At 66.9% G+C, this 21,662-nt stretch carries 22 protein-coding genes, 1 tRNA gene and 1 pseudogene; 9 read left to right on the top strand and 15 right to left on the bottom strand.

Going from position 1 to position 21,662, the window contains the following annotated elements:
* Positions 1-14 precede the first annotated feature (14 nt).
* Together EB75_RS12620 and EB75_RS12615 are read right to left on the bottom strand one after the other, a co-directional pair.
* The gene (locus tag EB75_RS12620; protein WP_073695733.1) at positions 15-1,037 is read right to left on the bottom strand and encodes a glycosyltransferase; all 1,023 of its coding nucleotides are present in this window, start codon (positions 1,035-1,037) and stop codon (positions 15-17) included.
* Positions 1,025-2,173, bottom strand: coding sequence for a glycosyltransferase (locus EB75_RS12615; RefSeq protein WP_073695732.1), 1,149 nt, complete (start codon positions 2,171-2,173; stop codon positions 1,025-1,027). The genes EB75_RS12620 and EB75_RS12615 overlap by 13 nt, the downstream gene beginning before the upstream one ends.
* A 485-nt stretch (positions 2,174-2,658) precedes the next feature.
* On the opposite strand from EB75_RS12615, the gene EB75_RS29290 reads away from it, so the two are divergent.
* Entirely contained in the window at positions 2,659-2,814 is a 156-nt protein-coding gene (locus EB75_RS29290) for a hypothetical protein (RefSeq protein WP_168176036.1), read from the top strand.
* Positions 2,815-2,817: 3 nt separating this feature from the next.
* On the opposite strand, the gene EB75_RS12610 is transcribed toward EB75_RS29290, so the two are convergent.
* Positions 2,818-3,906: a fatty acid desaturase family protein gene (locus tag EB75_RS12610; RefSeq protein WP_073695731.1), complete on the bottom strand. Its 1,089-nt coding sequence runs from the start codon at positions 3,904-3,906 to the stop codon at positions 2,818-2,820.
* Between the two features lie 231 nt (positions 3,907-4,137).
* Between EB75_RS12610 and EB75_RS29950 the strand changes: the two genes are divergently transcribed.
* On the top strand, positions 4,138-4,269 hold the full coding sequence (locus EB75_RS29950; protein WP_110772214.1) for a hypothetical protein: 132 nt from the start codon (positions 4,138-4,140) through the stop codon (positions 4,267-4,269).
* A 416-nt stretch (positions 4,270-4,685) separates the two neighbouring features.
* Here the strand turns inward: EB75_RS29950 and EB75_RS12605 are convergent.
* Positions 4,686-4,768 (bottom strand) — tRNA-Leu (locus EB75_RS12605).
* A 95-nt stretch (positions 4,769-4,863) separates the two neighbouring features.
* On the opposite strand from EB75_RS12605, the gene EB75_RS12600 reads away from it, so the two are divergent.
* Genes EB75_RS12600 through EB75_RS12590 form a run of 3 tightly spaced genes read left to right on the top strand, consistent with a single transcriptional unit; the run spans position 4,864 to position 6,408 of the window.
* The gene (locus EB75_RS12600) at positions 4,864-5,643 is read left to right on the top strand and encodes a helix-turn-helix domain-containing protein (RefSeq protein ID WP_073695757.1); all 780 of its coding nucleotides are present in this window, start codon (positions 4,864-4,866) and stop codon (positions 5,641-5,643) included.
* 49 nt (positions 5,644-5,692) lie between these two features.
* Positions 5,693-6,073 (top strand): hypothetical protein, encoded by a 381-nt coding sequence (locus EB75_RS12595; protein WP_073695730.1) that lies wholly within the window; start codon positions 5,693-5,695, stop codon positions 6,071-6,073.
* A complete protein-coding gene (locus EB75_RS12590; protein ID WP_029119231.1) occupies positions 6,070-6,408 on the top strand; it encodes a DUF3817 domain-containing protein in 339 nt (112 codons plus the stop codon). The genes EB75_RS12595 and EB75_RS12590 overlap by 4 nt, the downstream gene beginning before the upstream one ends.
* A 5-nt stretch (positions 6,409-6,413) precedes the next feature.
* Here the strand turns inward: EB75_RS12590 and EB75_RS12585 are convergent, their stop codons facing one another.
* Entirely contained in the window at positions 6,414-7,307 is an 894-nt protein-coding gene (locus tag EB75_RS12585; RefSeq protein ID WP_073695729.1) for a haloalkane dehalogenase, read from the bottom strand.
* A gap of 56 nt (positions 7,308-7,363) precedes the next feature.
* Here EB75_RS12585 and EB75_RS12580 point away from each other — a divergent pair, with 56 nt between their 5' ends.
* The gene (locus EB75_RS12580; protein WP_073695728.1) at positions 7,364-7,996 is read left to right on the top strand and encodes a TetR/AcrR family transcriptional regulator; all 633 of its coding nucleotides are present in this window, start codon (positions 7,364-7,366) and stop codon (positions 7,994-7,996) included.
* Positions 7,997-8,121: 125 nt separating this feature from the next.
* Here the strand turns inward: EB75_RS12580 and rdgB are convergent, their stop codons facing one another.
* The 7 genes and pseudogenes from rdgB to clpS form a co-directional block, all read right to left on the bottom strand.
* Entirely contained in the window at positions 8,122-8,730 is a 609-nt protein-coding gene (gene rdgB / locus EB75_RS12575; protein ID WP_174557660.1) for an RdgB/HAM1 family non-canonical purine NTP pyrophosphatase, read from the bottom strand.
* Positions 8,720-9,502, bottom strand: a complete 783-nt coding sequence (gene rph, locus EB75_RS12570) for a ribonuclease PH (protein WP_073695726.1) — start codon at positions 9,500-9,502, stop codon at positions 8,720-8,722. Before rph ends, rdgB begins: the two co-directional genes overlap by 11 nt.
* A gap of 81 nt (positions 9,503-9,583) precedes the next feature.
* Positions 9,584-10,351, bottom strand: coding sequence for a cyclic nucleotide-degrading phosphodiesterase (locus EB75_RS12565; RefSeq protein ID WP_073695725.1), 768 nt, complete (start codon positions 10,349-10,351; stop codon positions 9,584-9,586).
* 138 nt (positions 10,352-10,489) lie between these two features.
* Positions 10,490-11,149: a rhomboid family intramembrane serine protease gene (locus EB75_RS12560; protein ID WP_061007275.1), complete on the bottom strand. Its 660-nt coding sequence runs from the start codon at positions 11,147-11,149 to the stop codon at positions 10,490-10,492.
* A 25-nt stretch (positions 11,150-11,174) separates the two neighbouring features.
* Complete coding sequence (locus EB75_RS12555) at positions 11,175-12,194, bottom strand: P1 family peptidase (protein WP_073695724.1); 1,020 nt, start codon at positions 12,192-12,194, stop codon at positions 11,175-11,177.
* The gene (aosR, locus tag EB75_RS12550) at positions 12,191-12,772 is read right to left on the bottom strand and encodes an oxidative stress transcriptional regulator AosR (RefSeq protein WP_073695723.1); all 582 of its coding nucleotides are present in this window, start codon (positions 12,770-12,772) and stop codon (positions 12,191-12,193) included. Before aosR ends, EB75_RS12555 begins: the two co-directional genes overlap by 4 nt.
* Before the next feature lie 3 nt (positions 12,773-12,775).
* Positions 12,776-13,092, bottom strand: a pseudogene (gene clpS, locus EB75_RS12545) (ATP-dependent Clp protease adapter ClpS).
* 53 nt (positions 13,093-13,145) lie between these two features.
* Between clpS and EB75_RS12540 the strand changes: the two are divergent.
* Complete coding sequence (locus tag EB75_RS12540) at positions 13,146-14,423, top strand: nicotinate phosphoribosyltransferase (protein ID WP_073695722.1); 1,278 nt, start codon at positions 13,146-13,148, stop codon at positions 14,421-14,423.
* Positions 14,420-16,417, top strand: coding sequence for an ATP-dependent DNA helicase (locus EB75_RS12535; protein ID WP_073695721.1), 1,998 nt, complete (start codon positions 14,420-14,422; stop codon positions 16,415-16,417). The genes EB75_RS12540 and EB75_RS12535 overlap by 4 nt, the downstream gene beginning before the upstream one ends.
* A 10-nt stretch (positions 16,418-16,427) precedes the next feature.
* Here EB75_RS12535 and EB75_RS12530 read toward each other — a convergent pair whose 3' ends face one another.
* Positions 16,428-16,874, bottom strand: a complete 447-nt coding sequence (locus EB75_RS12530; protein WP_073695720.1) for a MarR family winged helix-turn-helix transcriptional regulator — start codon at positions 16,872-16,874, stop codon at positions 16,428-16,430.
* A 102-nt stretch (positions 16,875-16,976) separates the two neighbouring features.
* On the opposite strand from EB75_RS12530, the gene EB75_RS12525 reads away from it, so the two are divergent.
* A complete protein-coding gene (locus tag EB75_RS12525) occupies positions 16,977-18,191 on the top strand; it encodes an FAD-dependent oxidoreductase (protein ID WP_073695719.1) in 1,215 nt (404 codons plus the stop codon).
* On the opposite strand, the gene EB75_RS12520 is transcribed toward EB75_RS12525, so the two are convergent.
* Both EB75_RS12520 and EB75_RS12515 read right to left on the bottom strand, forming a co-directional pair.
* Positions 18,188-19,033 carry a virginiamycin B lyase family protein gene (locus tag EB75_RS12520; RefSeq protein WP_073695718.1) on the bottom strand — a complete coding sequence of 282 codons (846 nt, stop codon included), beginning with the start codon at positions 19,031-19,033 and terminating at the stop codon, positions 18,188-18,190. The genes EB75_RS12525 and EB75_RS12520 overlap by 4 nt on opposite strands.
* Positions 19,030-21,648, bottom strand: a complete 2,619-nt coding sequence (locus EB75_RS12515) for a glycosyltransferase family 1 protein (protein ID WP_073695717.1) — start codon at positions 21,646-21,648, stop codon at positions 19,030-19,032. Before EB75_RS12515 ends, EB75_RS12520 begins: the two co-directional genes overlap by 4 nt.
* Positions 21,649-21,662: the final 14 nt, after the last annotated feature.

Below are 21,662 nucleotides of genomic sequence, written 5' to 3'. Positions count from 1 at the left end.
ACCCGAAACCCACGTCATTGCGTCACGGCGACCAGGCGATGGGCCTGTTGAAAAGTGGACAGCACCGCGAGCGTCGACTCGGCGCCCTGATTGCGGTCGACTCCGTCGACACGCAGTCCGTCGAATCCGCCGCCCGTAGCCGGATCCCACATCGGCGTGCGAGCGTCGTTGGCGCCCTGGAACCAGGACGCGGCAAGCCGGACAGTGCTCGGCCAGATGGCACTGGCGTCAACGCCGGCCGCCCGGGCGCACGCATCGGCCAGCGCAGCCACCTCGACCGGCCGCTGAGCGAAGCCTGGCCGCGGTTCCCCCGCCGCCCAGCCGCCGGCCGGACACACCGACAGATGCCCGTCAACGGTCTCGCAATCGATCAGCCATTCCAGAAGGTCCAGTCCGCGCTTGCACAGCGCCGAGTCAGCGCGCGCGTCGCCGGCGGCGATCATCGCTTCGGGCAGCAACGCATTCGCAGACGTCAGGCGTGCCTCGGGCCACGGCCAATCGGCGTCACTGCTCCAGGCCGCCACACCTGCGGCGTAATCGTCGATGAGCCGGCGCGCCGCCATATGGCCGGGTTCGACGCTGAGCAGCTCTGCGGCGCCCACCGCTGCGAACGCCATCGCCCGTGGGCAGGCGGACCGGCCACGTGCAGCCCGTTCGAACTGCACCACCGACAAACTGCGGACCAAGCCGACATCGCTGTGTGCGGCGGCCGTGCCCAAGCCCCACAGACAGCGGCCCCAGCAGGCTTCGAAAGTGAAATCGTCGGTCCAATGACCGTTGCGTTCCAATCGATTACGGCAACCACCCGAAAACGACTGTGCGCTGTCCAGGAACTTCACCGCCACCCTGGCCAGACCGTGCACATCGTCGTCAGCGTCCGGCTCCCGGCTGGCGACCACCAGGACCCTGGCCATATCGTCAGTGCAGTAGCCATGCTCGGGCCGCGGTTCGGCGCCACAGGCACGCTCGCAGGTGCCATGCTGATCGGTCATCGCCAGCAGGTGATCGAACTTCGGGCGCGGCACTACCCCAGCCACGTGGGCTCCGGACGTCTACCCAGAATTCGTTGTGCCACAGCCTGATACGACCGCGCTACGATCGGCCACGACATCGACGGAGCCAGCCGCCGGGCCTCGGCCGCCATCGCGCCGGCCAACCGGGGCTGGGTCAACACCGCATGCAGTGCCGCTCGCAACGCCTCGGGGTCATTGTGGCCGACCACGATCCCCGCCCCGGTCGACAGCAATTCAACGGCGTGCGGGAACGCCGTCGCAACAACCGGGCGTCCGCAGGCGATGGCATCAACCAGTACGCCGGAGGTGGCTTGATAGGTGGAGTCGTAGGGCAGCACCACCACCGCAGCGGACACAATGAGTGCCATCAGGGACGAGGCGTCGCGGTATCCGGCGTCGAACTGGACCGCGGGACCCACCCCAGCGCGCTGGGCTTGCTCGGCACAGGCATCGCGGTAGGCCTCCCCCTGTGTGGCGAGCACCCGTGGGTGGGTCGGGCCGGCGATCAGATAGCGCGGCCGACCGTTGAGGCCGTGGAGTGCACCCATCGCATCGATGACCCGCTCGATCCCCTTACCCGGCCGCAGCAGGCCCCAGGTCAACAGCGTCGGTCGTCCAATACGGCCCGCGTGGGAACCGGTTGGGATGGTCGCGCCGCGCGGGATCGTGACTACCTTGCGTTGGTCGACGTCGAACCCGTGCCGCAGCTGCGCCCTGGCCGAGTCTGACATCACGACCACTTGGTCAGCGAGTGTCATCAGCGTCTCCAACACGCCACGCTGGCGCCGGGTGGGATTTTTCGGAATCGTGTGCGCGACCACGATCGACGGAACTCGCAGACCGCCGATGATGTCCACGACGTCGTCGCCGTCGGCGCCGCCGTAGACCTCGTAGTCATGCTGGATCACCGCGACGTCGCTCTGGCTGAGCAGGTCCACGGCTGCGGCGGCCGACGCCGCCGATCCGTTGGTCAGCTCACCGATGACGCGGCCATGGCTGGTAGCGGACCCGTCAGCCACACGCACCACACTGACGTCGGCGCCGTTGATGGCCAACCCACGGCTCAGCGCGGCGCTGAAAGTCGCCAGGCCGCATCGCGTCGGTGGAAATGTGCTGAGAATCCCGAAACTCGGCGAACCGGCACGTGCGGAATCCGGCACCGAAGGTTCTGAACGCTGAAGACTGAGTTGAGATTTCACGGCAGTCCCGTCGCATAGTGGTCACCGATGTGTCCGGAGCGAGCTGCTGCTCGGGGAATGCAACGGCAAGAGGCTGACTCGACTACGCCAGGGGCTGGCTGGTTCCCAACGCCTTCCACGCTACACCCCGGGCCCATCGGAGGCGCGGTAAGCAGCGTCGACTTGGACGTTCTCGCAGCCCAACGGGTGTAGGGTGGCGGTTACAGAGAACGTCAGTTGTTTCGAGCCCCACGTATCGGTGACCTTCGGCACCTTCGGATCACCACGGCCGACAACTCGCCGGCATGCCCGTCTGGGCGGTCGCTTGCGAAAACTGATGGTGCATAACCCGTTTCATCAAAGCAATTGCCCTCATCGATGGAACCGAATCTGGACTTCAGCGCGCACTCGCGCGTTGTGCACACGATGACAACGGAGAGATCGCGATCATGAATATCGTAAAAACCTTGGCACAGAAGGCTAAACGTGCTTCGGAGGCCACCAAGAGCTATTTCGGCTTCGGTGTCGACAACAGTGGTCCCTTCGACGAGGACCGAGCGCATCAGGCCGCCGTCGATGCCGGACAGGCGCGGACGAAGATCAAAGCCGTCTTCGACCGCTGACGATTATCCGCGGATGGCCGCCCATCCCTTGTCGGGCAAGGCGAGCCGGAAGATGGTCCGCAGGGTCTGTAAGTACTGCGAGATGAGCGAGCCCGTGGTGTACGGCAGGTCATACTTGTCACACAAGAGACGGACCCGAACACTGATCTGCGCGTACCGATTGCTCGGCAGGTCGGGAAACAAGTGATGCTCAATCTGGTAGCACAGGTTCCCACTCGAAAAGGCCAGTACCCGACCAGCTTTGAAGTTCGCGGCACCCAGCATCTGTCGCAGATACCACTCCGCCCGGGTCTCGGACTGCAGGACCTCCGGGGCAAACGTCTGCACGCCGTCGGGAAAATGCCCGCAGAAGATCACCACGTATGACCAGAGGTTGCGCAACAGGTTGGCGGTCGCATTGGCAGTCAGTGTTCGACGCCAGCGGCGCAGGCTGAGCGCGGGCACCAAGATGTAGTCCTTGGCGGTCTGCCGAGCGATCTTGATCAGCATCATCGTCTTCGCAGCCTGCTTACCGTCCTCGCTCCCGGCCCGATCCGCTTCAGAGTGATAGCCCTGGCGGGCAATTCCCCACTCGAAGGACAAGGCCAGCAACAGGTTTTGCAACGGCTGCCACAGATACACGGGCTTCCACGGTTGGTCACGGGTCACGCGCAGCACCCCGAACCCGAGGTCGTCATCCACGCCGACCACATTGGTGAACACATGATGGCGGTAGTTGTGCGCGTACCGCCACTGCGCGGACAGCCCCACCATGTCCCACTCCCAGGTGCTCGAATGGATTTCCGGATCGTTCATCCAGTCCCATTGGCCATGGCCGACGTTGTGCCCGATCTCCATATTCTCAACGGCTTTCGCGTACGCCAACGCTACGACCCCCACCGCCCAGCCGGCTCTCGATCGACTCCCCGCGATCTGCAACCGGGCGGCGACGTCCAGAATTCGCTGAAACGCGATGGTGCGCCGGATATAGGTCGCATCCTTCGTACCGAGCGACTCCTCGACGTCGGTGCGAATGGTGTCCAGCTCAAGCCCGAACGCCTCGACGTCCGCTGGAGACAGCCGCGCATACGCGGCAATATCACTGATAGACAAAAGAATTCCGGTTCCGTTTACGCGCGTGGCAACGGTCTCGGCCACCTAAGAGTGCGTGTCACCTCCAGCCTAGGCCCCATTTCGAAACGGCGCCACGTGGCGGCCTCGCCGCGCAACGCTCGATCCAGGCGACGACGTCACACCCCGACTAAGCGCATTGCGTGCCCGTCCGCGGTGCGCGTATGGTCGGGTGATTGGGACCACCCAGGCCCCCGAACAAAGGGGCGTGTCATGTCTGACAAATCTCCGCGGCAAAGTATGACCAAGAAAACCGGTAAGTCGCTCAAAGAGAAACGTGCAGAGAAGCGCGCCAAGACCGACCAGGCGCCGACCGACGGCGTACTGCACTCGAAGAAGCACTGACTTAGGTAACAACCAAGCAGTCCAACGCTTTTCGTAACTCGAACTGAGGTGCCGTCCGTCGGCCACACCTCGGCATCGTGCGGCCGCTTACCCGAATTTGTCTATGTTCCAACGTATTTCGCCGGCCGCCCGCGCGCATCCGGCTGCCTGGACTGCAGACATCCGGCCGAGTGCCGCTACGCCTCGCCCAGCATCGGCGCGCCTCGGTCGTCTAACCCTCCGCTCGCGGGAGGCCTGCGGCGAGCTCGTCACCTACACCACCGACGACGGGTAGGCCGATCAGAGCCGGCGGCGTAGCGGCGGAGAGTCACCTTTCGACGTCTTGGTGTGTGTCGACGAAAAGCAATATTGGTAAATCAACTAGACCCCGGCGACAACGCTGGGGTCACCTAAGTCGAATACACGACTCACAAGAGTGCGCGAGGGGGGACTCGAACCCCCACGCCCAAAGGACAATGGGACCTAAACCCATCTCGTCTGCCAATTCCGACACTCGCGCTTGAGCGCTGTCAGCCTACCGCCAAGCCGACAAACGAGATCTGTCGGTGGTCCGTAATACGTTGGTGATGCCACGTGATCGAGGGGGGGAACCGCGTGAGGTCAGCCGACGAATTCGACACTATCCAGCGACTCATCGCTGACGGGCTGAACAATTGCGCCATCGCGAGGACGACCGGCATCCCACGAACCACTGTGCGTGACTGGAGGCGAAGGCCCGGCATCTGGCGTCGACAAGCGGCCGGCGACGCCAGCTGCGGCATCGACCACGACTTCACTGCCTTACCTCCCGCCGAATACAGCTATTTGCTCGGCTTGTACCTCGGCGATGGCTGCATCTCCGCCGCTCCCCGTGGCGTATGGCGACTCCGAATCACGCTCGACAAGAAGTACCCGGCCATTATCGATCGCTGCCGGGAAGCGATCAGCGTCGTCATCGCGGGCAAGCAAGCCGGTGTGATGCAGCGGAAAGGTTGTGTCGAGGTGTATGTCTGCTCCAAACACTGGCCGTGCCTGTTCCCTCAGCACGGTCCTGGCAAGAAGCACACCCGCACCATCGCGCTGCAACCGTGGCAGCAGGCCCTTGTCGACCAGGCCACCGAGGAATTTCTCCTTGGCCTCATCCACAGCGACGGCTGCCGCATCGTCGCCAACGACCGCGGGGTCATGAGCGTCCGCTACCACTTCACCAACCTGTCCGAGGACATCCTCAACCTGTTCACTGGCGCCCTCGACCAACTGGGCATCCACTGGCGCCGCTCGTCAAAGAAGCAGCTCTCGATCTATCGCAAAGCAGACACCGCCCGCCTCGACGAATTCATCGGCCCCAAGTCCCGGCCTGTCCCGTGGCCGTGTGTCCAGCGTCCCGCGTCGTAGCCCCGGCCGCGAATCGCAAACCGCACGTCACGCGCGGTACCGTTGCCCTATGTCCACTACACGGCGTAGGAGGCCGGCGCTCATCGTGCTGGTGACCGTCGCTGCCCTGGGCTGCATGGCCCTGGCCTGGTGGCAGTGGTCGCGGTTCCAGTCCAGCGCCGGCACCTTCCAGAACTTGGGCTACGCCCTGCAGTGGCCGATGTTCGGTGCGTTCTGCTTCTACGGCTACTACAAGTTCGTCCGCTACGAAGACGAGGGCCCCGCCGCACCAGCAGCCAATAAGCCCACCGAAATCCCCGAGGGCCTGCTGCCCGAGCGCCCCAAGGCCGCCAAAGACACCATCGACGACATCGACCCCGACACCGCGAGATACAACGCCTACCTGGCCGAACTGGCCGAGAACGACAAACAGGACAGGACCACCACATGACCGAGTCGCAGCCGACCACCCTGTCGAAAGACACCATCCGCAAGGCACTGACCGCCTACCGCGTGATGGCCTGGGCGACCGGTCTCTGGCTCATCGCCCTCTGCTACGAACTGGTCGCGCACTACATCTTCAACGACGCCAGCCTGAACTGGATCGGCATCGTCCACGGCTGGGTCTACTTCGCCTACCTGCTCTGCACGTTCAACCTGGCGGTCAAGGTCCGCTGGCCGCTCGGCCAGACCATCGGTGTCCTGTTCGCCGGCACCGTCCCGCTGGTGGGCATCATCGTCGAGCACTTCCGCACCGAAGATGTGAAGAAGCGCTTCGACCTCTGACGGCCTCAGCCCAGGTGCTTGAGGACCTCGGCTGCCAGCTGCTCTCCCCTGTCCTCCTGCAAGAAGTGCGACGCGCCTTCGATCCGTACCTGCTCGGTGACGGTCGGGATCAGGTCGACGAAGGCCTCACCCGCGCGCGGGTACGGGAACACGGGGTCCTGGTCGGAGAACGCGACGAGCGTGGGCTTCTCCCAGCGCGATAGCACGTCGGTGACCGCGCGCATTTCCGTCGCACCCGGGGCGTCGTCGGTGATCGGAACCAAGAGTGGGAACTGTGCGGCGCCGGCCTTGGACTCCGCGGTCGGGAACGGCGCGTCGTAGGCGGCGACGATCTCGGGCGACAGCTCGGTCGTCGTCGCGCCCTGGATCACGAAGCCGACGGGTAGGTCGGGGTTGGCCTCCGCGAAATCACGCCACGCCATGAAGCCCTTGGACACCCGGCCGGTGAACAGCCCGGTGTTGAAAATCGCCAGTGCGCCAACCTGATCCGCATTCTCCGTGGCCCAGCGCAAGCCGATCGGCCCACCCCAGTCCTGCACGATGGCGGTGGCGTCCTGCAGATCCAAGCCGCCCAGCAGTCGGGTGACGAGGTCGACGTGCCGGTCGTAGCTGTACCAGCGCCGGTCGGTGGGCTTGTCCGAGCGGCCGAAGCCCGCATAGTCCGGCACGATCACGCGGTGCCCGGCCTCGACCAACGGGACGATCATCTTGCGGTACAGGAACGCCCACGTCGGCTCGCCGTGGAAACACACGATGGGCTTGCCGTCGCGCGGGCCCTCGTCGAGGTAGTGCAGCCGCAACCCGTCGATATCGACGTAGTTGGGGGCGAAGTCATAACCCGGCAGATTCGCGAAGCGCTCGTCCGGGGTGCGGAAAATCTCAGTGGTGGTGGCAGTCATGTCGTCAAGTTAGGCCATAGTTGACCGACCGGTCAACTATTACTTACGATTCACACGTGCCCCGAAGTTCAGACGCCCGCGAACGCCTGGTCTCCACCGCAGCCCGGCTCTTCCTCGAACGCAGCTACCAAGCCGTCGGAGTCGAGGAGCTCTGCCGCGCGACCGACATCAAGAAGGGCAGCTTCTACCACTACTTCCCGTCGAAATCAGAACTCGGCAAGGCCGTTATCGACTTGCACGCCAAGGCGTTTCAGCGTCAGCTGACCGGCTCCCCCACTGCTACACCGGCCGAAAAACTGCACGCGGTTCCCGATGCCATCGGCACCATCCAGTCCACCCTCGAAGCCCAATTCGGGCGCGCGGTGGGCTGCCCCTTCGGCAACTTCGCCGCCGAACTCTCCACCACCGACGACGATCTGCGCAAACACCTCGCACGCACCCTCGCCGCCATGCAGCACCACATGGCGCTCATCTGCCAGGAAGCCCTGGCCGACGGAACCCTGCGCCCGGGCACCGATCCCGAACAGCTCGCCCACGCGCTACTGGCGCAATATCAGGGCATCATCCTGCTGGCCAAGCTCAACGATTCCGGCGTCGCGCACCTCGCGCCAGCGCTGCACGATTTCCTCGACGGCTACCTGACCGACGCAACATCACGGCAACCAGGTCGCGTGCCGTCACCCGAATAACGAGCCAACGCACGTGCGTTCGCAAAGTGATACCGTCGGCGATACCGGGTTCCGAAGTCGTGTGGGCACAGACAGCCAGTGACTGAAGTGACAGATGTTAAAAGCGCCTGACAGCGAGGCCGTCCTCAGGAACCAGCCAACTCCCGCAGCGCCGGCACCAGCTGCGCCAACGCCCGCCCGCGGTGCGACGCTGCGTCCTTCTCAGCCGCACTCAGCTCAGCAGCAGACCGAGAACCGCCGGCAGGGACGAACACTGGGTCATACCCAAATCCACCCGAACCTCGCGGCTCCCGTGCAATGACACCGGGCCACTCTCCGCGCACCACAACAGAACCCGCAGCCGACACCAACGCGCAGCACGACACGAACGCCGCCCCGCGACGCGAATCCGGCACATCCTCGAGCTGGCCCAACAGCAGCGACAAGTTCGCCTGATCATCCCCATGCCGCCCAGCCCATCGGGCTGACAGCACGCCCGGCATGCCGTTCAACGCGTCGACCGACACTCCGGAATCATCTGCGACACAAGGGATTCCGGTGGCCTTAAACCCGTCGGCAGCCTTGGCCAACGCGTTCTCTTCAAACGTCGCCCCAGTCTCGGGCGCCTCCGGATACTCGGGCACGTCAGCCAACGACAACAACGTCAGGCCGACGACCCCGGCAGCGTCCAACACCCGCTGCAACTCCAGAAGCTTCTTCGCATTGCGCGAAGCGACGAGCAGCTCAGGCACCAAACGCCTTCTTGGCCGGCGTAGCAGACTCCGGCAGCACGCCCGGGTACGGCAGCTCCAAAGCCTCGCGCTGCAACGCGAACAACTGATCGCAGGCAGCCAAAGCCGCGTCCAAAAGCTTGTCCAGCGTCGAGCGCGGGAAGGTCGCGCCCTCGCCGGTGCCCTGCACCTCGACCAAAGTCCCGGTGTCGGTGGCGACAACGTTCATGTCGACCTCGGCGCGCGAGTCCTCGGTGTAGGGCAGGTCCGTGCGGACCCGGCCGTCGACCACACCGACCGACACGGCGGCGATGGCGCACGACAGCGGCCGCGGATCCTTCAACCGTCCGGCGGCAGCGAGGTAGGTGACGGCGTCGGACAACGCCACATACGCGCCCGTGATCGCCGCGGTGCGGGTACCGCCGTCGGCCTGCAGCACATCGCAGTCGATGGCGATGGTGTTCTCACCCAGCGCGCTGAGGTCGATGCACGCGCGCAGCGAGCGGCCGATCAACCGGCTGATCTCCTGGGTCCGCCCGCCGACGCGGCCCTTCACCGACTCACGATCAGAGCGGTCATGCGTCGCGGCCGGCAGCATCGCGTATTCAGCGGTCAGCCAGCCCAATCCGGAACCCTTGCGCCAGCGCGGCACGCCCTCGGAGACCGAGGCCGTGCACATGACCCGCGTCTCGCCGAACTCCACCAATACCGACCCTGCCGGGTGCTTGGTGAATCCTCGGGTGATCTTTACCGGGCGGAGCTCGTCGTCAAGGCGACCGTCTTCACGTCTGGACACCCGACAACCCTATCGGGGCGAGCGGAGCGACGGGTTGAAAGGGCAGTGCCGCCGAAAGCGGGGCCCCGACTTGCCCAAGTCTTACCGGCGGGTGATGTCGAACGACTCGTTGCAGACAACGCCGTGCACGGGTCCGTCGAACTCGGCCTTGGCCTCACTGATGACGTCCTCGCGGGACGTCCACGGCGGGATGTGCGTCAGCAGCAGCTCTTTGACGCCGGCCTCGCGGGCCGCGCGTCCGGCCTCGGTGCCGGACAGGTGCAGCTTCGGCGGACGGTCCGGCGAGTCGGTCCACGACGCCTCGCACAGGAACACATCGGCGCCGCGGGCCAGATCGATCAGCGCGTCGCAGTAACCGGTGTCCGCGGAGTAGACGAGCGTCGCGCCGGACGGATCGGTGAACCGCATGCCGTAGGACTCGGTCGGGTGACACACCAGCCGGGGCGTCACCGTCAGCGCGCCGATCTCGACGTCCTGACCGTCAACCCAGACCTGGATGTCGAAGATGTCGGTGATGTCGTCGATCTCGCCGCCCTCAGGCGACGACGCCGCACCGAGCCGGTGCCAGGTGGCCGCCGGACCGAACAGCAGCGCGCGACCGACCGGAGGATTCGGGTGATACCGCCGCCAAACGAAGAGCCCGGGCAAGTCCAGACAATGGTCGGCATGCAGGTGTGACAGCAATATATTTACGGCGCCCGGATCAGCATGACGCTGCAGTGCGCCGAGCACGCCGCCACCGAAGTCGATGACCATCGGTGTGGTGTCCGGAGCGGTCAGCAGATAGCCCGAGGCCGGAGAATCCGGCCCACCCACGCTGCCGGAGCAACCGAGAATGGTGAGGCGCACACCCCTAGCTTGCCACGTCAACACGTCCTGCGACGAAAAGACGCCACCATTGGGCGGCCAGTTTCTCGATTGGTCCCGAAAGCGATACCGATCACGCTTCCGGCAACACCGCGTGCGGCGAATTCCGAATTCAGCAAATTACGTCGGAATCGACGGCAGGGCCGAACCCTTACGCCGTTCGCGCGCTTCCCTTTCCGGACTGCTCAGCAAATACGCGGCGAGCACGCCGGCGATGCCACCGCACAGATGACCCTGCCACGACACGCCGAACGTCCCCGGCAGCGCGCCCCACAGCACACCGCCGTACACGAACAACACGATGATCCCGACGACGATCTGCCACGCGTGCCGCGTGAAGAACCCGAACACGATGAGGAACGTCAGCCAACCGAAGATCAGCCCGGACGCCCCGATGTGGACGGACTCCACGCCGCGCGGCGCGCCGATGTTGCCGATCAGCCAGGTACCGAAGCCACCGAGAATCCAGATGATCAACGTCGCCCCGAGGAAGCGGCCCATGCCGGCGAGCGTCACCAGGAACCCGAGCACGAGGGCCGGGCCGGTGTTCGCGATCAGGTGCGCCCAGTCGGCGTGCAGCAGCGGCGCCCACAAGATGCCCCAGAGCCCGTCGGACTCCAGCGGCCGGATGCCGTCCTGATTGAGCCTCTGCTGATGCAGCGCATCCCAGCCTTCGATGAGCCACAGCAGCGCGACGAAGCTGACGATCGTGACGCCGCCGACCTTCCACGTCGCGGGCGGCTTCGGCTTCGACGACGTGGGAGACAAGTCGTAGCTCATAGGGCCAGGTTACCGGCGCAACGCCTTATCCGAAGGCTCCCGGCAGCAGGTCGCGGTAGGTCGGAATCTCGGCGATCGACTCGGCAGCCAGCACGCCGACCATCACGGCGGTCGCGAGTGCGTCGGCGGCGGCCGCCCCGATCTCGGAGATGAGTCGCGTCTCGGGATTCATCTGCTCCGGCGTCGCGGGGTCCGGCTCGATGCGCACCCGGCCGGTCGCGAGCGCGAAGACGGTGTCACCGTCGACGGCGGTGTGCGCCGGACGGATGGTGTGGGCCAGCCCGTTGTGCGCGGCGACGGCCACCTTCTTACAGCCGCCGGGGCTGAGCGCGGCGTCGGTCGCGACGACGGCGATGGTCGTGTTGAGCGGCTTCGGGTCCTTCACCCGGGTCGCATACGCCTCGATCTGGTCGGGCGGCGGCGGCCGCAGCCCGAACCGGGCGATCTGGTCGGCCGACCACGGCAGCCCGGTCTGCGGGTCGACGACGTGCCCCGCCGCATTGACGATGACCAGCGCGCCGACCGTCACGCCGTTGTCGAGCGTCACCGACGCCGTGCCGAGGCCGCCCTTGAGTGCTCCGGCCCGAGCACCCGCGCCAGCGCCGACGTTGCCGGTGGGCACGTCGGTGCCGGCAGCGTCCGCAGCCTGGTAACCCCACTGTGCCGTCGGCCGGTTCGCCCACGCCCCTACCGGCAGGTCGAAGATCACCGCTCCTGGCACGATGGGCACCCGCCCGCCGGGCATCTTCACCCCGCGGTCGTGTTCCTCCAGCCAGGTCATGACGCCGTCGGCCGCGGCGAGCCCGAAGGCGCTGCCGCCGGTGAGCACGATCGCGTCGACGTGCTGCACGCTGTTGGACGGGTCGAGCAGGTCGGTCTCGCGGGTGCCGGGCGCTCCCCCACGGACGTCGACCGCGCCGATGGTTCCCGGCGGGGCGACGACGACGGTGGTGCCGGTGGCCCAGCCACCGCCCAGGGTGGCGTCTTCGATGCGGTGATGATTGCCGACCAGGATGCCGGCGACGTCGGTGATGGAGCCCGTCACCGCTCGTCCAGCAGGCTCAGCACCAGATACTCCTGCAGATACGTCAGCCACTGATACACCTCCAGATGCCCGGCCATCGGATGGTCCGGTGAAAGCCGTTGCGGCCCATCGGGTCCGATGTCCAGCATGGCGCCGAGCGCCAACCGGGCGTCGTTGATCGCGGACGCCCAGGCCTCGGCCTGTTCCTCGGTCAGCTCGAATTTTCCGGCCGGGTCCGGCAGTGAATCCAGAAGCTGTTGCGCGGCTTGTCGTTTGGCGTCGACGATGGTGGGCTCGTGCAGGCTGCGCAGGGCACCGTTGAGGCTCTCCCCGGCAGCGCGGCCGTCCGGATGCTTGGCCGGGTCGTGGTAGAAGTCCGGCAACAGCCGGCGCATGGTGTCGTCGTCGGGGGCCTGCGACGGCCCGATCTTCATGCCGGTCAGTTCGGCGAGTTCGTCACGCGGTGAGGAGGATTCGCGATCGTCGAGCATCTCGATGAGCGAGCCGACGAGGTTCCTGAGCATCGTGACTTCATGCGCTTCCAGGCCGGACTTGATGCGCACGCCCGACGACGTGTTGACGCGCTTCCACTTACGCACCGCTCAGCGGTCCTGCTGCATGGTTGCCCACAGTCCGGCTGCGTGCAGTTTGGTGACGTCGACCTCCATCGACTCGCGGCTGCCCGCCGAGACGACGGCCTTGCCCTCGGTGTGCACCTGCATCATCAGCTAAGCTCGGTGGCGCGCACCTCGCTGTAACCGAACAGCTTCTGGAAGACGTACGTCACATAGGTCATCAGATTCACCGGGTCGTCCCAGACGATGGTCACCCACGGACTGTCCAGGCCGGCCACCTCTTCGACATCAGTCGCGGGGCTTGTCCGCGCGACTACCGTCGACGAGCTGGCACCCAGAACCATGAGCCCAGAATAGCCGGGTGGTCGCGGGTCGCAGAACCAGTACGGTGAGGTCTGTGACCGCCGCGTTGCTGACCGACAAATACGAGCTCACCATGCTCGCTGCCGCCCTGCGCGACGGCACCGCACATCGCCGCGCGTCGTTCGAAGTGTTTGCCAGGAGACTGCCCTTCGGTCGCCGGTACGGCGTGGTCGCCGGGACCGCACGGTTCCTGTCGGCGCTCGCCGAGTTCCGGTTCGACGACGCCGCGCTCGCCTCGCTGGACTTTCTCGATGCCGAGACGCTGCGCTGGCTGGCCGACTACGAGTTCCGCGGCGATATCGACGGCTACCCCGAAGGTGAGCTGTACTTTCCGGATTCCCCCGTGCTCTCGATCCACGGCACGTTCGCCGAGTGCGTGATCCTCGAGACCCTGGTCCTGTCGATCTTCAATCACGACACCGCGATCGCCTCGGCCGCCGCCCGTATGGTCAGCGCCTCGAGCGGCCGGCCACTCATCGAGATGGGCTCGCGGCGCACGCATGAGCAGGCAGCTGTCGCGGCCGCGCGGGCGGCGTACATCGCCGGGTTCTTCTCGTCGTCGAACCTGGAGGCCCAGCGGACCTACGGCGTCCCCGCGCGGGGCACCAGCGCGCACGCCTTCACCCTGGTGCACACCGCGGCGAGCGGTCCCGACGAGGTCGCCGCGTTCCGCGCCCAGGTCGACGCGTTGGGCGTCGGGACGACGCTGCTCGTGGACACCTACGACATCACCCAGGGCGTGGCCAATGCCGTCGCCGTGGCCGGGCCCGAGCTAGGCGCGGTGCGGATCGACTCCGGCGACCTCGGCGTCATGGCCCGCCAGGTGCGCGACCAGCTCGACGGGTTGGGCGCGACCAAGACCCGCATCGTGGTGTCCGGCGACCTCGACGAGTACTCGATCGCCGGGCTCGCCGCCGCGCCCGTCGACGTCTACGGCGTGGGTACCTCGGTGGTGACGGGCTCCGGTGCGCCGACGGCGTCGATGGTCTACAAGCTCGTCGAGGTCGACGGCATGCCCGTGGCAAAACGCAGCAGCCACAAGGAATCTCACGGTGGCCGCAAAGCCGCGATACGATTGGCGAAAGAGTCGGGAACCATCGTCGAAGAGGTGGTGCACCCCGCCGACGCAGTGCCCGCGGACGACGGCCGGGTGCTGACAGTTCCTTTGGCGCGGTCCGGCGCGGTCGTGTACGACTCCTCGCTGGACGACGCCCGCGCCCGCGTCGCCGCCGGCCTGCACAGCCTGCCGTGGGACGGACTCAAGCTCTCCCGCGGTGAGCCGGCCATCCCGACCCGACTGGTGGGTGCATGAGCCGAAAGACCGATCCGACGGACGTGTCGGCACTGCTTTCCATCGCGGTCTCCGCCCTCGGCGGCGCCGAGCGCAGCGGCCAGATCGAGATGGCCAAGGCCGTCGGCAACGCCTTCGACAAGGGTGAGCACCTGGCCGTCCAGGCCGGGACCGGCACCGGCAAGTCGTTGGCGTACCTGGTCCCGTCCATCGCGCACGCCGTCGCATCGAACCAGCCGGTGGTGGTGTCAACGGCGACCATCGCGCTGCAGCGCCAGCTGGTGGACCGCGACCTGCCCCGCCTGGCCGATGCCCTCGCCCCGCACCTGCCCCGGCGTCCCGAGTTCGCGCTGCTCAAGGGCCGCGGAAACTACCTGTGCCTCAACAAGGTTCACAGCGGCGCGCAGGCCGAGGAGGACCTGCCGCAGGAGGAACTGTTCAACCCCGTCGCGGCCTCGGCTTTGGGCCGCGACGTCAAGCGACTCATCGAATGGTCGTCGGACACCGAAAGCGGTGACCGCGACGAAGTGGTGCCGGGTGTGCTGGACCGGGCCTGGTCACAGGTCAGCGTGGGCGCGCGCGAATGCATCGGCGCCACCCGATGCCCTTACGGCACAGACTGTTTCGCAGAGAAGGCTCGCGCCAAGGCCGGGGCCGTCGACGTCATCGTCACCAACCACGCGCTGCTGGCCATCGACGCCATCTCCGAGGTCAACGTCCTGCCCGAGCACCAGCTGCTGGTGGTCGACGAGGCCCACGAGCTGGTGGACCGCGTGACCAGCGTCGCCACCGGCGAGTTGTCCGCGACGTCCATGGCCGTCGCGCACCGACGGGCCGCCCGGTTGGTGGAACCCGAACTGGCAGAACGCCTCGAGGCCTCGATCGCCACGTTGTCGTCGGCCATCCACGACATGGAAGCCGGCCGCATCGACGTGCTCGACGACGAGCTCGCCACCTACCTGACCGTGGTCCGCGATTCGACCGACAAGGTGAAGATGGCGATCGACACCGCACCGTCGGACCCCACCGCCGCAGCGGCCCGCAGCGAAGCCGTTACGTCACTGACCGACCTGAGCGACACCGCGTCGCGCATCATCGACTCGTTCGTCCCGGCCATCCCCGACCGCTACGACGTGGTGTGGCTCGATCGCGAAGAGTCCAGGGGCTCGGTGCGTCACATCCTGCGGGTCGCGCCGTTGTCGGTGGCTGGGCTACTGCGTGGCCGGCTCTTCGGCGAGGTGACCGCGGTCCTGACGTCGGCGACGCTGACCATCGGTGGGCGCTTCGAGTCGATGGCGCGGGCGTGGGGGTTGTCGATTCCGGAAGACAGCACCGCGACGCCGCCGAAGTGGAAGGGCATGGACGTGGGATCGCCCTTCTCCCATGCCAAATCGGGCATCCTGTACGTCGCCAAGCACTTGCCGCCGCCGGGCCGCGACGCCGCCGCACCGGAACAGATGGACGAGATCTACGAGCTGATCACCGCCGCCGGCGGCCGCACCCTCGGACTGTTCTCGTCGATGCGGGCCGCCAAGGCCGCCGCCGAGATCATGCGCGAACGGCTCGACACCCCCGTGCTGTGCCAGGGCGACGACTCGACGTCAACGCTGGTGCGGCGCTTCACCGAAGACGCGGAGACATCGCTGTTCGGCACGTTGTCGCTGTGGCAGGGCGTCGACGTGCCAGGGCCGTCGTTGTCGCTGGTGATCATCGACCGCATCCCGTTCCCCCGCCCCGACGATCCGCTGCTGACGGCGCGTCAGCGCGCCATCGCGGCTCGCGGCGGCAACGGGTTCATGGCGGTGGCCGCGTCGCATGCAGCGTTGTTGTTGGCGCAGGGCGCCGGTCGGCTGCTGCGCAGCGTCAACGACCGCGGCGTCATCGCCATCCTGGATTCCCGCATGGCGACGGCCCGTTACGGCGGGTTCCTGCAGTCGTCACTGCCGCCGTACTGGTCGACGACCGATCCGGTCCGGGTGCGCAGCGCACTGGAGCGGCTGGCTGCGTCGAGCTGACGCCGCCCGTTCACATCCCCCGCAACCGCGCGACGTGCTCGCGTTGCAATTCAGCTGCCCGCGTGAGGAATTCGGTGATCAGTTCCAGCTGTTCGACGCTGTAGCGACTCAGCAGGGTGCGCTGTCCCGCATCGACCAGCGGGCCGATCAGTGCGAGGGCCCGCTCCCGCGCGACATCCGTGGCGTGGACCAGCAGTTTGCGCCGGTCGCTGGGATGCGCTGAGCGCGTCACGTACCCGACCTTCTCCAGGCGGTCGAGCATCGTCGTGGCGCTGCCGGTCGTCAGGCCCAACCGGTCGGCCAACTCCCGCGGCGTGACACCAGGTGTTTCCTGGATCAGGATCTCGAGGCAGCGCGCATCCGTCGTGTTGATGCCGAGCAGACGCGCGACTTCGCGGTCGAAGTCGTCGACCGCGGCTTGGTAGTCCTGCACCGCGGCGCCCAAACGGTCGGCCACCGGATTTTCGCTTGACAATCGAGCGATCCGCCTCTCATCCTATTGCTTGATGATCAAGCTATCTGACTATCGAGCAGTCTGGGTAGGAACCGAGGAACGCGTATGACCGAAGCACTCATCATCGGCGCCGGAGTCGCCGGCCCGGTGCTGGCCATCGCATTGCAGCGCGTGGGTATCGACGCCCACCTCTACGAGCGTTCCCCGTCCGGTGCTGACCTGCGCGGGGCCTGGCTGAACTTCCAGGCCAATGGCATGGACGCACTGCGTGCCGTCGACGCGGCCGACCCACTCGAGAACCTGGGCTACCCGAACGACACCATCAGCTTCATCGCGGGCAATGGCAAGGAACTCGGCCGCATCCCGATGGCCGCACAACGCCCCGACGAGCAACTGTCGGTCATGATGCGGCGCGCCGACCTGTACCGCGAACTCAACACGCTGGCCGCGGCCCGTGGTGCCCGGTACGACTACGGCAAGGAATTCGTCTCCGCGACAACGGCTTCCGACGGCCGCGTCCGGGCACAGTTCGCCGACGGCAGCAGCGCAACCGGTGATCTGCTCATCGGCTGCGACGGTATCCACTCCACGGTGCGCCGCATGATCGATCCGGCGGCACACACGCCGCGCTACGTGCCGGTGCTCAACGTCGGCGGCTACATCCCGAACTTCACCGTCGACGTGCCGCCGCGAGAATTCCGGATGCAGTTCGGCACCCGCTGCTTCTTCGCCTGGTTTCCCACCCCGGACGGTGGCACCGTCTGGTTCGCCAACCCGCCGATGGCGCGCGAGCCAGAACGCGGCACCTTGTCCGACATGACCGACGTCGACTGGCGAAACTGGCTGCACCAGTTGATGTCCGGCGACGTCGGCCCGGCGCACAACATCATCGACGCCGCACCCGGTCCGATGGTCGGATGGGCCACGTATGACCTGCCGGTGGTGAAACGCTGGCACAACCATCGCAACCAGATCATCATCGGCGACGCCGCCCACGCCACCGCGCCATCGGCCGGCCAGGGCGCGTCGATGTCGGTTGAGGACGCCGTGATTCTCGCGCAGTGCCTGCGCGATTGCCCTGATATCCCAACGGCATTCACGACGTTCGAGTCGCTGCGCCGACGCCGCGTGGAGAAGATCGTCCGGCACGGGCACCGGTCGGCCAACAGTAAGGCCGCGGGACCGGTGGGCCGGCTGGTGCGTGACCTGGTCCTGCCGGTGGTGTTCCGGCAAGCGGCGAAAGACGGCGGCCGCTCGATGATGTGGTTGCAGGGCCACCACATCGACTTCGACCAGACCATCCAGCCGGTGGCGCGCTAGACCGGCAGCCGCACCACGAACCCGGACTCCAGCGCCACCCACAGCGCGCCGTCCCGATCGACGGCCAACCCGTGCGGCTCACTGCCCGGCGGCAGGTCGAACGTCGAGACCTCCCCATCAGCGGTGACCCGCGCGATCGCATCAGCGCCCCACAGGCTCACCCACACGCCGTCGGCCTCGTCGGCGACCACCGCGTGCGGCTTGCCCGGCAGATCCAGTTCCTGAATGGCGTCGTTCAGCGGGATGCGGCCCAGCTTGTCCGCGCCGATTGCCGTGAACCACACCGCATCATCGTGCGTCGCGCAGATGCCGACCGGCCCCGCCGACGGTGTCGGCGTCGGCCGAGTCGAGAGCTTGCCGGCGACAGTGAGTCGTCCGATCGCGGACTTCTGATTCAGCGTGAACCACAACGCGCCGTCGCCGCCGGCGGTGATCATCGAGGGCATCCCGCGCGGCACGGCAACCACCTCCGCGACGCCGTCGGCGCCCACCCGGCCGACCGTCCCGGCGTCCATGGCGGTGAACCAGACGGCGTCGTCGGGCCCGGCGGCGATGCCGAACGGTGCACTGCCCGTGTCCAACTCGACGAACGTCAGCGCACCGTCACCGGAGATTCGGCCCAGCCGATCGGTGCCGGAACAGGTGAACCACACGGCCCCGTCGGGACCGGCGCAGATCTGCATCGGCCGGCTGTCGGCGCCGATCTCGAACAGCCGCACGTCGCCACCCGCGTCGATCCGGCCCACCGAACCCGCCGACACCAACGTCACCCACATCGCGCCATCCGGGCCGGCCGCCAGCGCGTACGGTCCACCATCGACCGCAACAGTCAGAGCACTCACGCCAGCGTGACCAGCCCCAGCTCGTTGTCGGCAGCCAGTAAGGCGTTGTGCGGCAACACCCGAACGGTGTACCCGACCGGCCCGGCCACCGGCAGCGGCGTGGTCGCCGAGAACACCTCGACACCGCCCTCACCGGAGCCCGTGTGCGCCATCGGCACCGTCACCGGGTCCACCAGTTGGTCACCGGCATCGACCCGGCCCAGAACCGCCTGCACCACAACCTCATCGGTGCGCAGGCCGGCCAACTGCACGGTGGCGGTCAGCGATAGCTCCGAACCCAGCAGCGGCGTGTCGGGCAGCCCGTAGCTGTCAACGTCGGTGATCTGAATCTTGGGCCACGCCTCGGTCACCCGCTGCCGGTAGGCCGCAAGCGAGCGGGCCGCGCCGAACGGCACGCCGTCGATGGGCTCCACCGTGCGCCGGAACGACTGTGCCGCAGGGGCGTAGTACTTCTCGGTGTAGTCGCGCACCATGCGCGACGCCAACACCTTGGGCCCGAGCGACTGCAACGTGTGCCGCACCATCTCCACCCAGCGCATCGGGACACCGTGCTCGTTGCGCTCGTAGAACTTGGGTGCCACCGAGTTCTGCATCAGGTCGTACAGCGCGGCGGCTTCGAGGTCGTCACGCCGGGCCTCGTCCGTGACACCGTCGGCAGTCGGGATTTCCCAACCGTTTTCGCCGTCGTACCACTCGTCCCACCAACCGTCACGGATCGAGAGGTTGAGCCCGCCGTTCAGCGCGCTCTTCATGCCCGAGGTACCACAAGCCTCCAGCGGACGCAGCGGGTTGTTGAGCCACACATCGCAGCCCCAGTAGAGCAAGCGGGCCATCGACATGTCGTAGTCCGGCAGGAAGGCGATCCGGTGCCGCACCTCGGGCCGGTCGGCGAACTTCACCACCTGCTGGATCAGCGCCTTGCCACCGTCGTCGGCCGGATGCGACTTGCCTGCGACGATCAGCTGCACCGGCCGCGACTCATCGAGCAGCAGCTTTTCCAGCCGTTCCGGGTCGCGCAACATCAACGTCAACCGCTTGTACGTGGGCACTCGACGCGCGAACCCGATGGTCAGCACCGAGGGGTCGAAAGCGTTTGCGATCCAGCCCAATTCGGCTTCTGTGGCGCCGCGCTCGAGCCAGGAACGGCGCAGCCGGGCCCGCACATCGGCGATCAGCATCTCGCGCAGCTGCGACCGGATCCACCAGAGGTGACCGGGGTCGACGTCGTGCAACCGCTGCCATAGCTGCGGCTCCCCGGCCGCCTGGTCGACGGCCTCCATCCCCTCGACGCCGACCAACTCGCGGCCCAGCTCCAGCCATTGCGGCGCGGCCCAGGTCGGCGCGTGCACGCCGTTGGTGATGGACCCGATGGGCACCTCGGACTGGTCGAAGCCCGGCCACAGTTCGTTGAACATGCCGCGGCTGACCCGGCCGTGCAGCAGCGACACTCCGTTGGCGCGCTGCGCGAGCCGTAAACCCATGTGCGCCATGTTGAATTTGTCCGGGTCATCCTCGGCGCCGAACGCGACCACTCGGTACAGCGGCACCTCGGGCAGCAGCGGCGAGGCCACGGTGTCGTCGAAGTAGCGGCGGACCATCTCCACCGGGAAGCGGTCGATACCGGCCGGCACCGGGGTGTGGGTGGTGAACACCGTCGACGAGCGGACCACCGTCAGCGCGGTCTCGAAGTCCAGTCCCGACCCGCTGATGTACTCCCGAATGCGCTCCACGCCAAGGAAACCCGCGTGGCCTTCGTTCATGTGGTAGACCTCGGGCGCCTGGATGCCCTCGATCTCGGTGAATGCCCGGATCGCGCGGATGCCACCGATACCGGCGAGCAGCTCCTGCTTGATCCGGTGCTCCTGGTCGCCGCCGTACAGCCGGTCGGTCACCGAACGCAGCTCGTGATCGTTCTCCGGAATGTCAGAGTCGAGCAGCAGCAACGGAACTCGCCCGACCTGCGCCACCCAGACCCGCGCCCGCAGCACCTGCGATTCGGGCAGGTTCAGCGACACGAGCGCCGGCTGGCCGTCGGCTCCGGTCAGCAGCCGTAGCGGCAGGCCCTGCGGATCGAACGACGGATAATTCTCGTTCTGCCAGCCGTCGGCCGTCAGCGACTGCTTGAAGTAGCCGGACCGGTAGTACAGCCCCACCGCGATCAGCGGCAGACCGAGATCGGATGCCGACTTGAGGTGATCGCCCGCGAGGATGCCCAGACCACCCGAGTAGTTGGGCAGCACCTCCGCGACACCGAACTCCATGGAGAAGTACGCGATGCCCTTCGGCATGGCGGGGCCGCCGTCCTCGGCGAGGTCGGCCTGCTCCTGGTACCAGAGCGGGCGGCTCAGATAGCTGTCCAGCTCGGCGGCCCGATGGTTCACGCGGCCGACGAAGTCGTCGTCGGCCGCCAGTTCGTCCAGCCGTGCGGGGCTCACGGCCCCCAGCAGCGCCACCGGATCGGCGCCGACCTGTTCCCACAGCACCGGATCGATCTCGGCGAACAGCTCCTGTGTCGGCGTATGCCAGGACCAGCGCAGGTTGATGGACAGCCGCTCCAGGGCGGCGAGGCGTTCGGGCAGGTGGGCACGGACGGTGAACCGGCGGAGGGCTTTCACACGAGCCAACCTTA

Source organism: Mycobacterium sp. ST-F2 (genome assembly GCF_001905655.1).
Classification (GTDB): domain Bacteria; phylum Actinomycetota; class Actinomycetes; order Mycobacteriales; family Mycobacteriaceae; genus Mycobacterium.
Note: the sequence above shows the minus strand (reverse complement) of the source record. Positions and strands in the feature narration are given on the sequence as shown.

Excerpts from the sequence above, each read along its gene's own strand:
- EB75_RS29950 (WP_110772214.1), top strand. The coding sequence starts at position 4,138 with ATGTCTGACAAATCTCCGCGGCAAAGTATGACCAAGAAAACCGGTAAG.
- EB75_RS12595 (WP_073695730.1), top strand. The coding sequence starts at position 5,693 with ATGTCCACTACACGGCGTAGGAGGCCGGCGCTCATCGTGCTGGTGACC.
- EB75_RS12590 (WP_029119231.1), top strand. The coding sequence starts at position 6,070 with ATGACCGAGTCGCAGCCGACCACCCTGTCGAAAGACACCATCCGCAAG.
- EB75_RS12585 (WP_073695729.1), bottom strand. The coding sequence starts at position 7,307 with ATGACTGCCACCACCACTGAGATTTTCCGCACCCCGGACGAGCGCTTC.
- EB75_RS12560 (WP_061007275.1), bottom strand. The coding sequence starts at position 11,149 with ATGAGCTACGACTTGTCTCCCACGTCGTCGAAGCCGAAGCCGCCCGCG.
- EB75_RS12535 (WP_073695721.1), top strand. The coding sequence starts at position 14,420 with ATGAGCCGAAAGACCGATCCGACGGACGTGTCGGCACTGCTTTCCATC.
- EB75_RS12525 (WP_073695719.1), top strand. The coding sequence starts at position 16,977 with ATGACCGAAGCACTCATCATCGGCGCCGGAGTCGCCGGCCCGGTGCTG.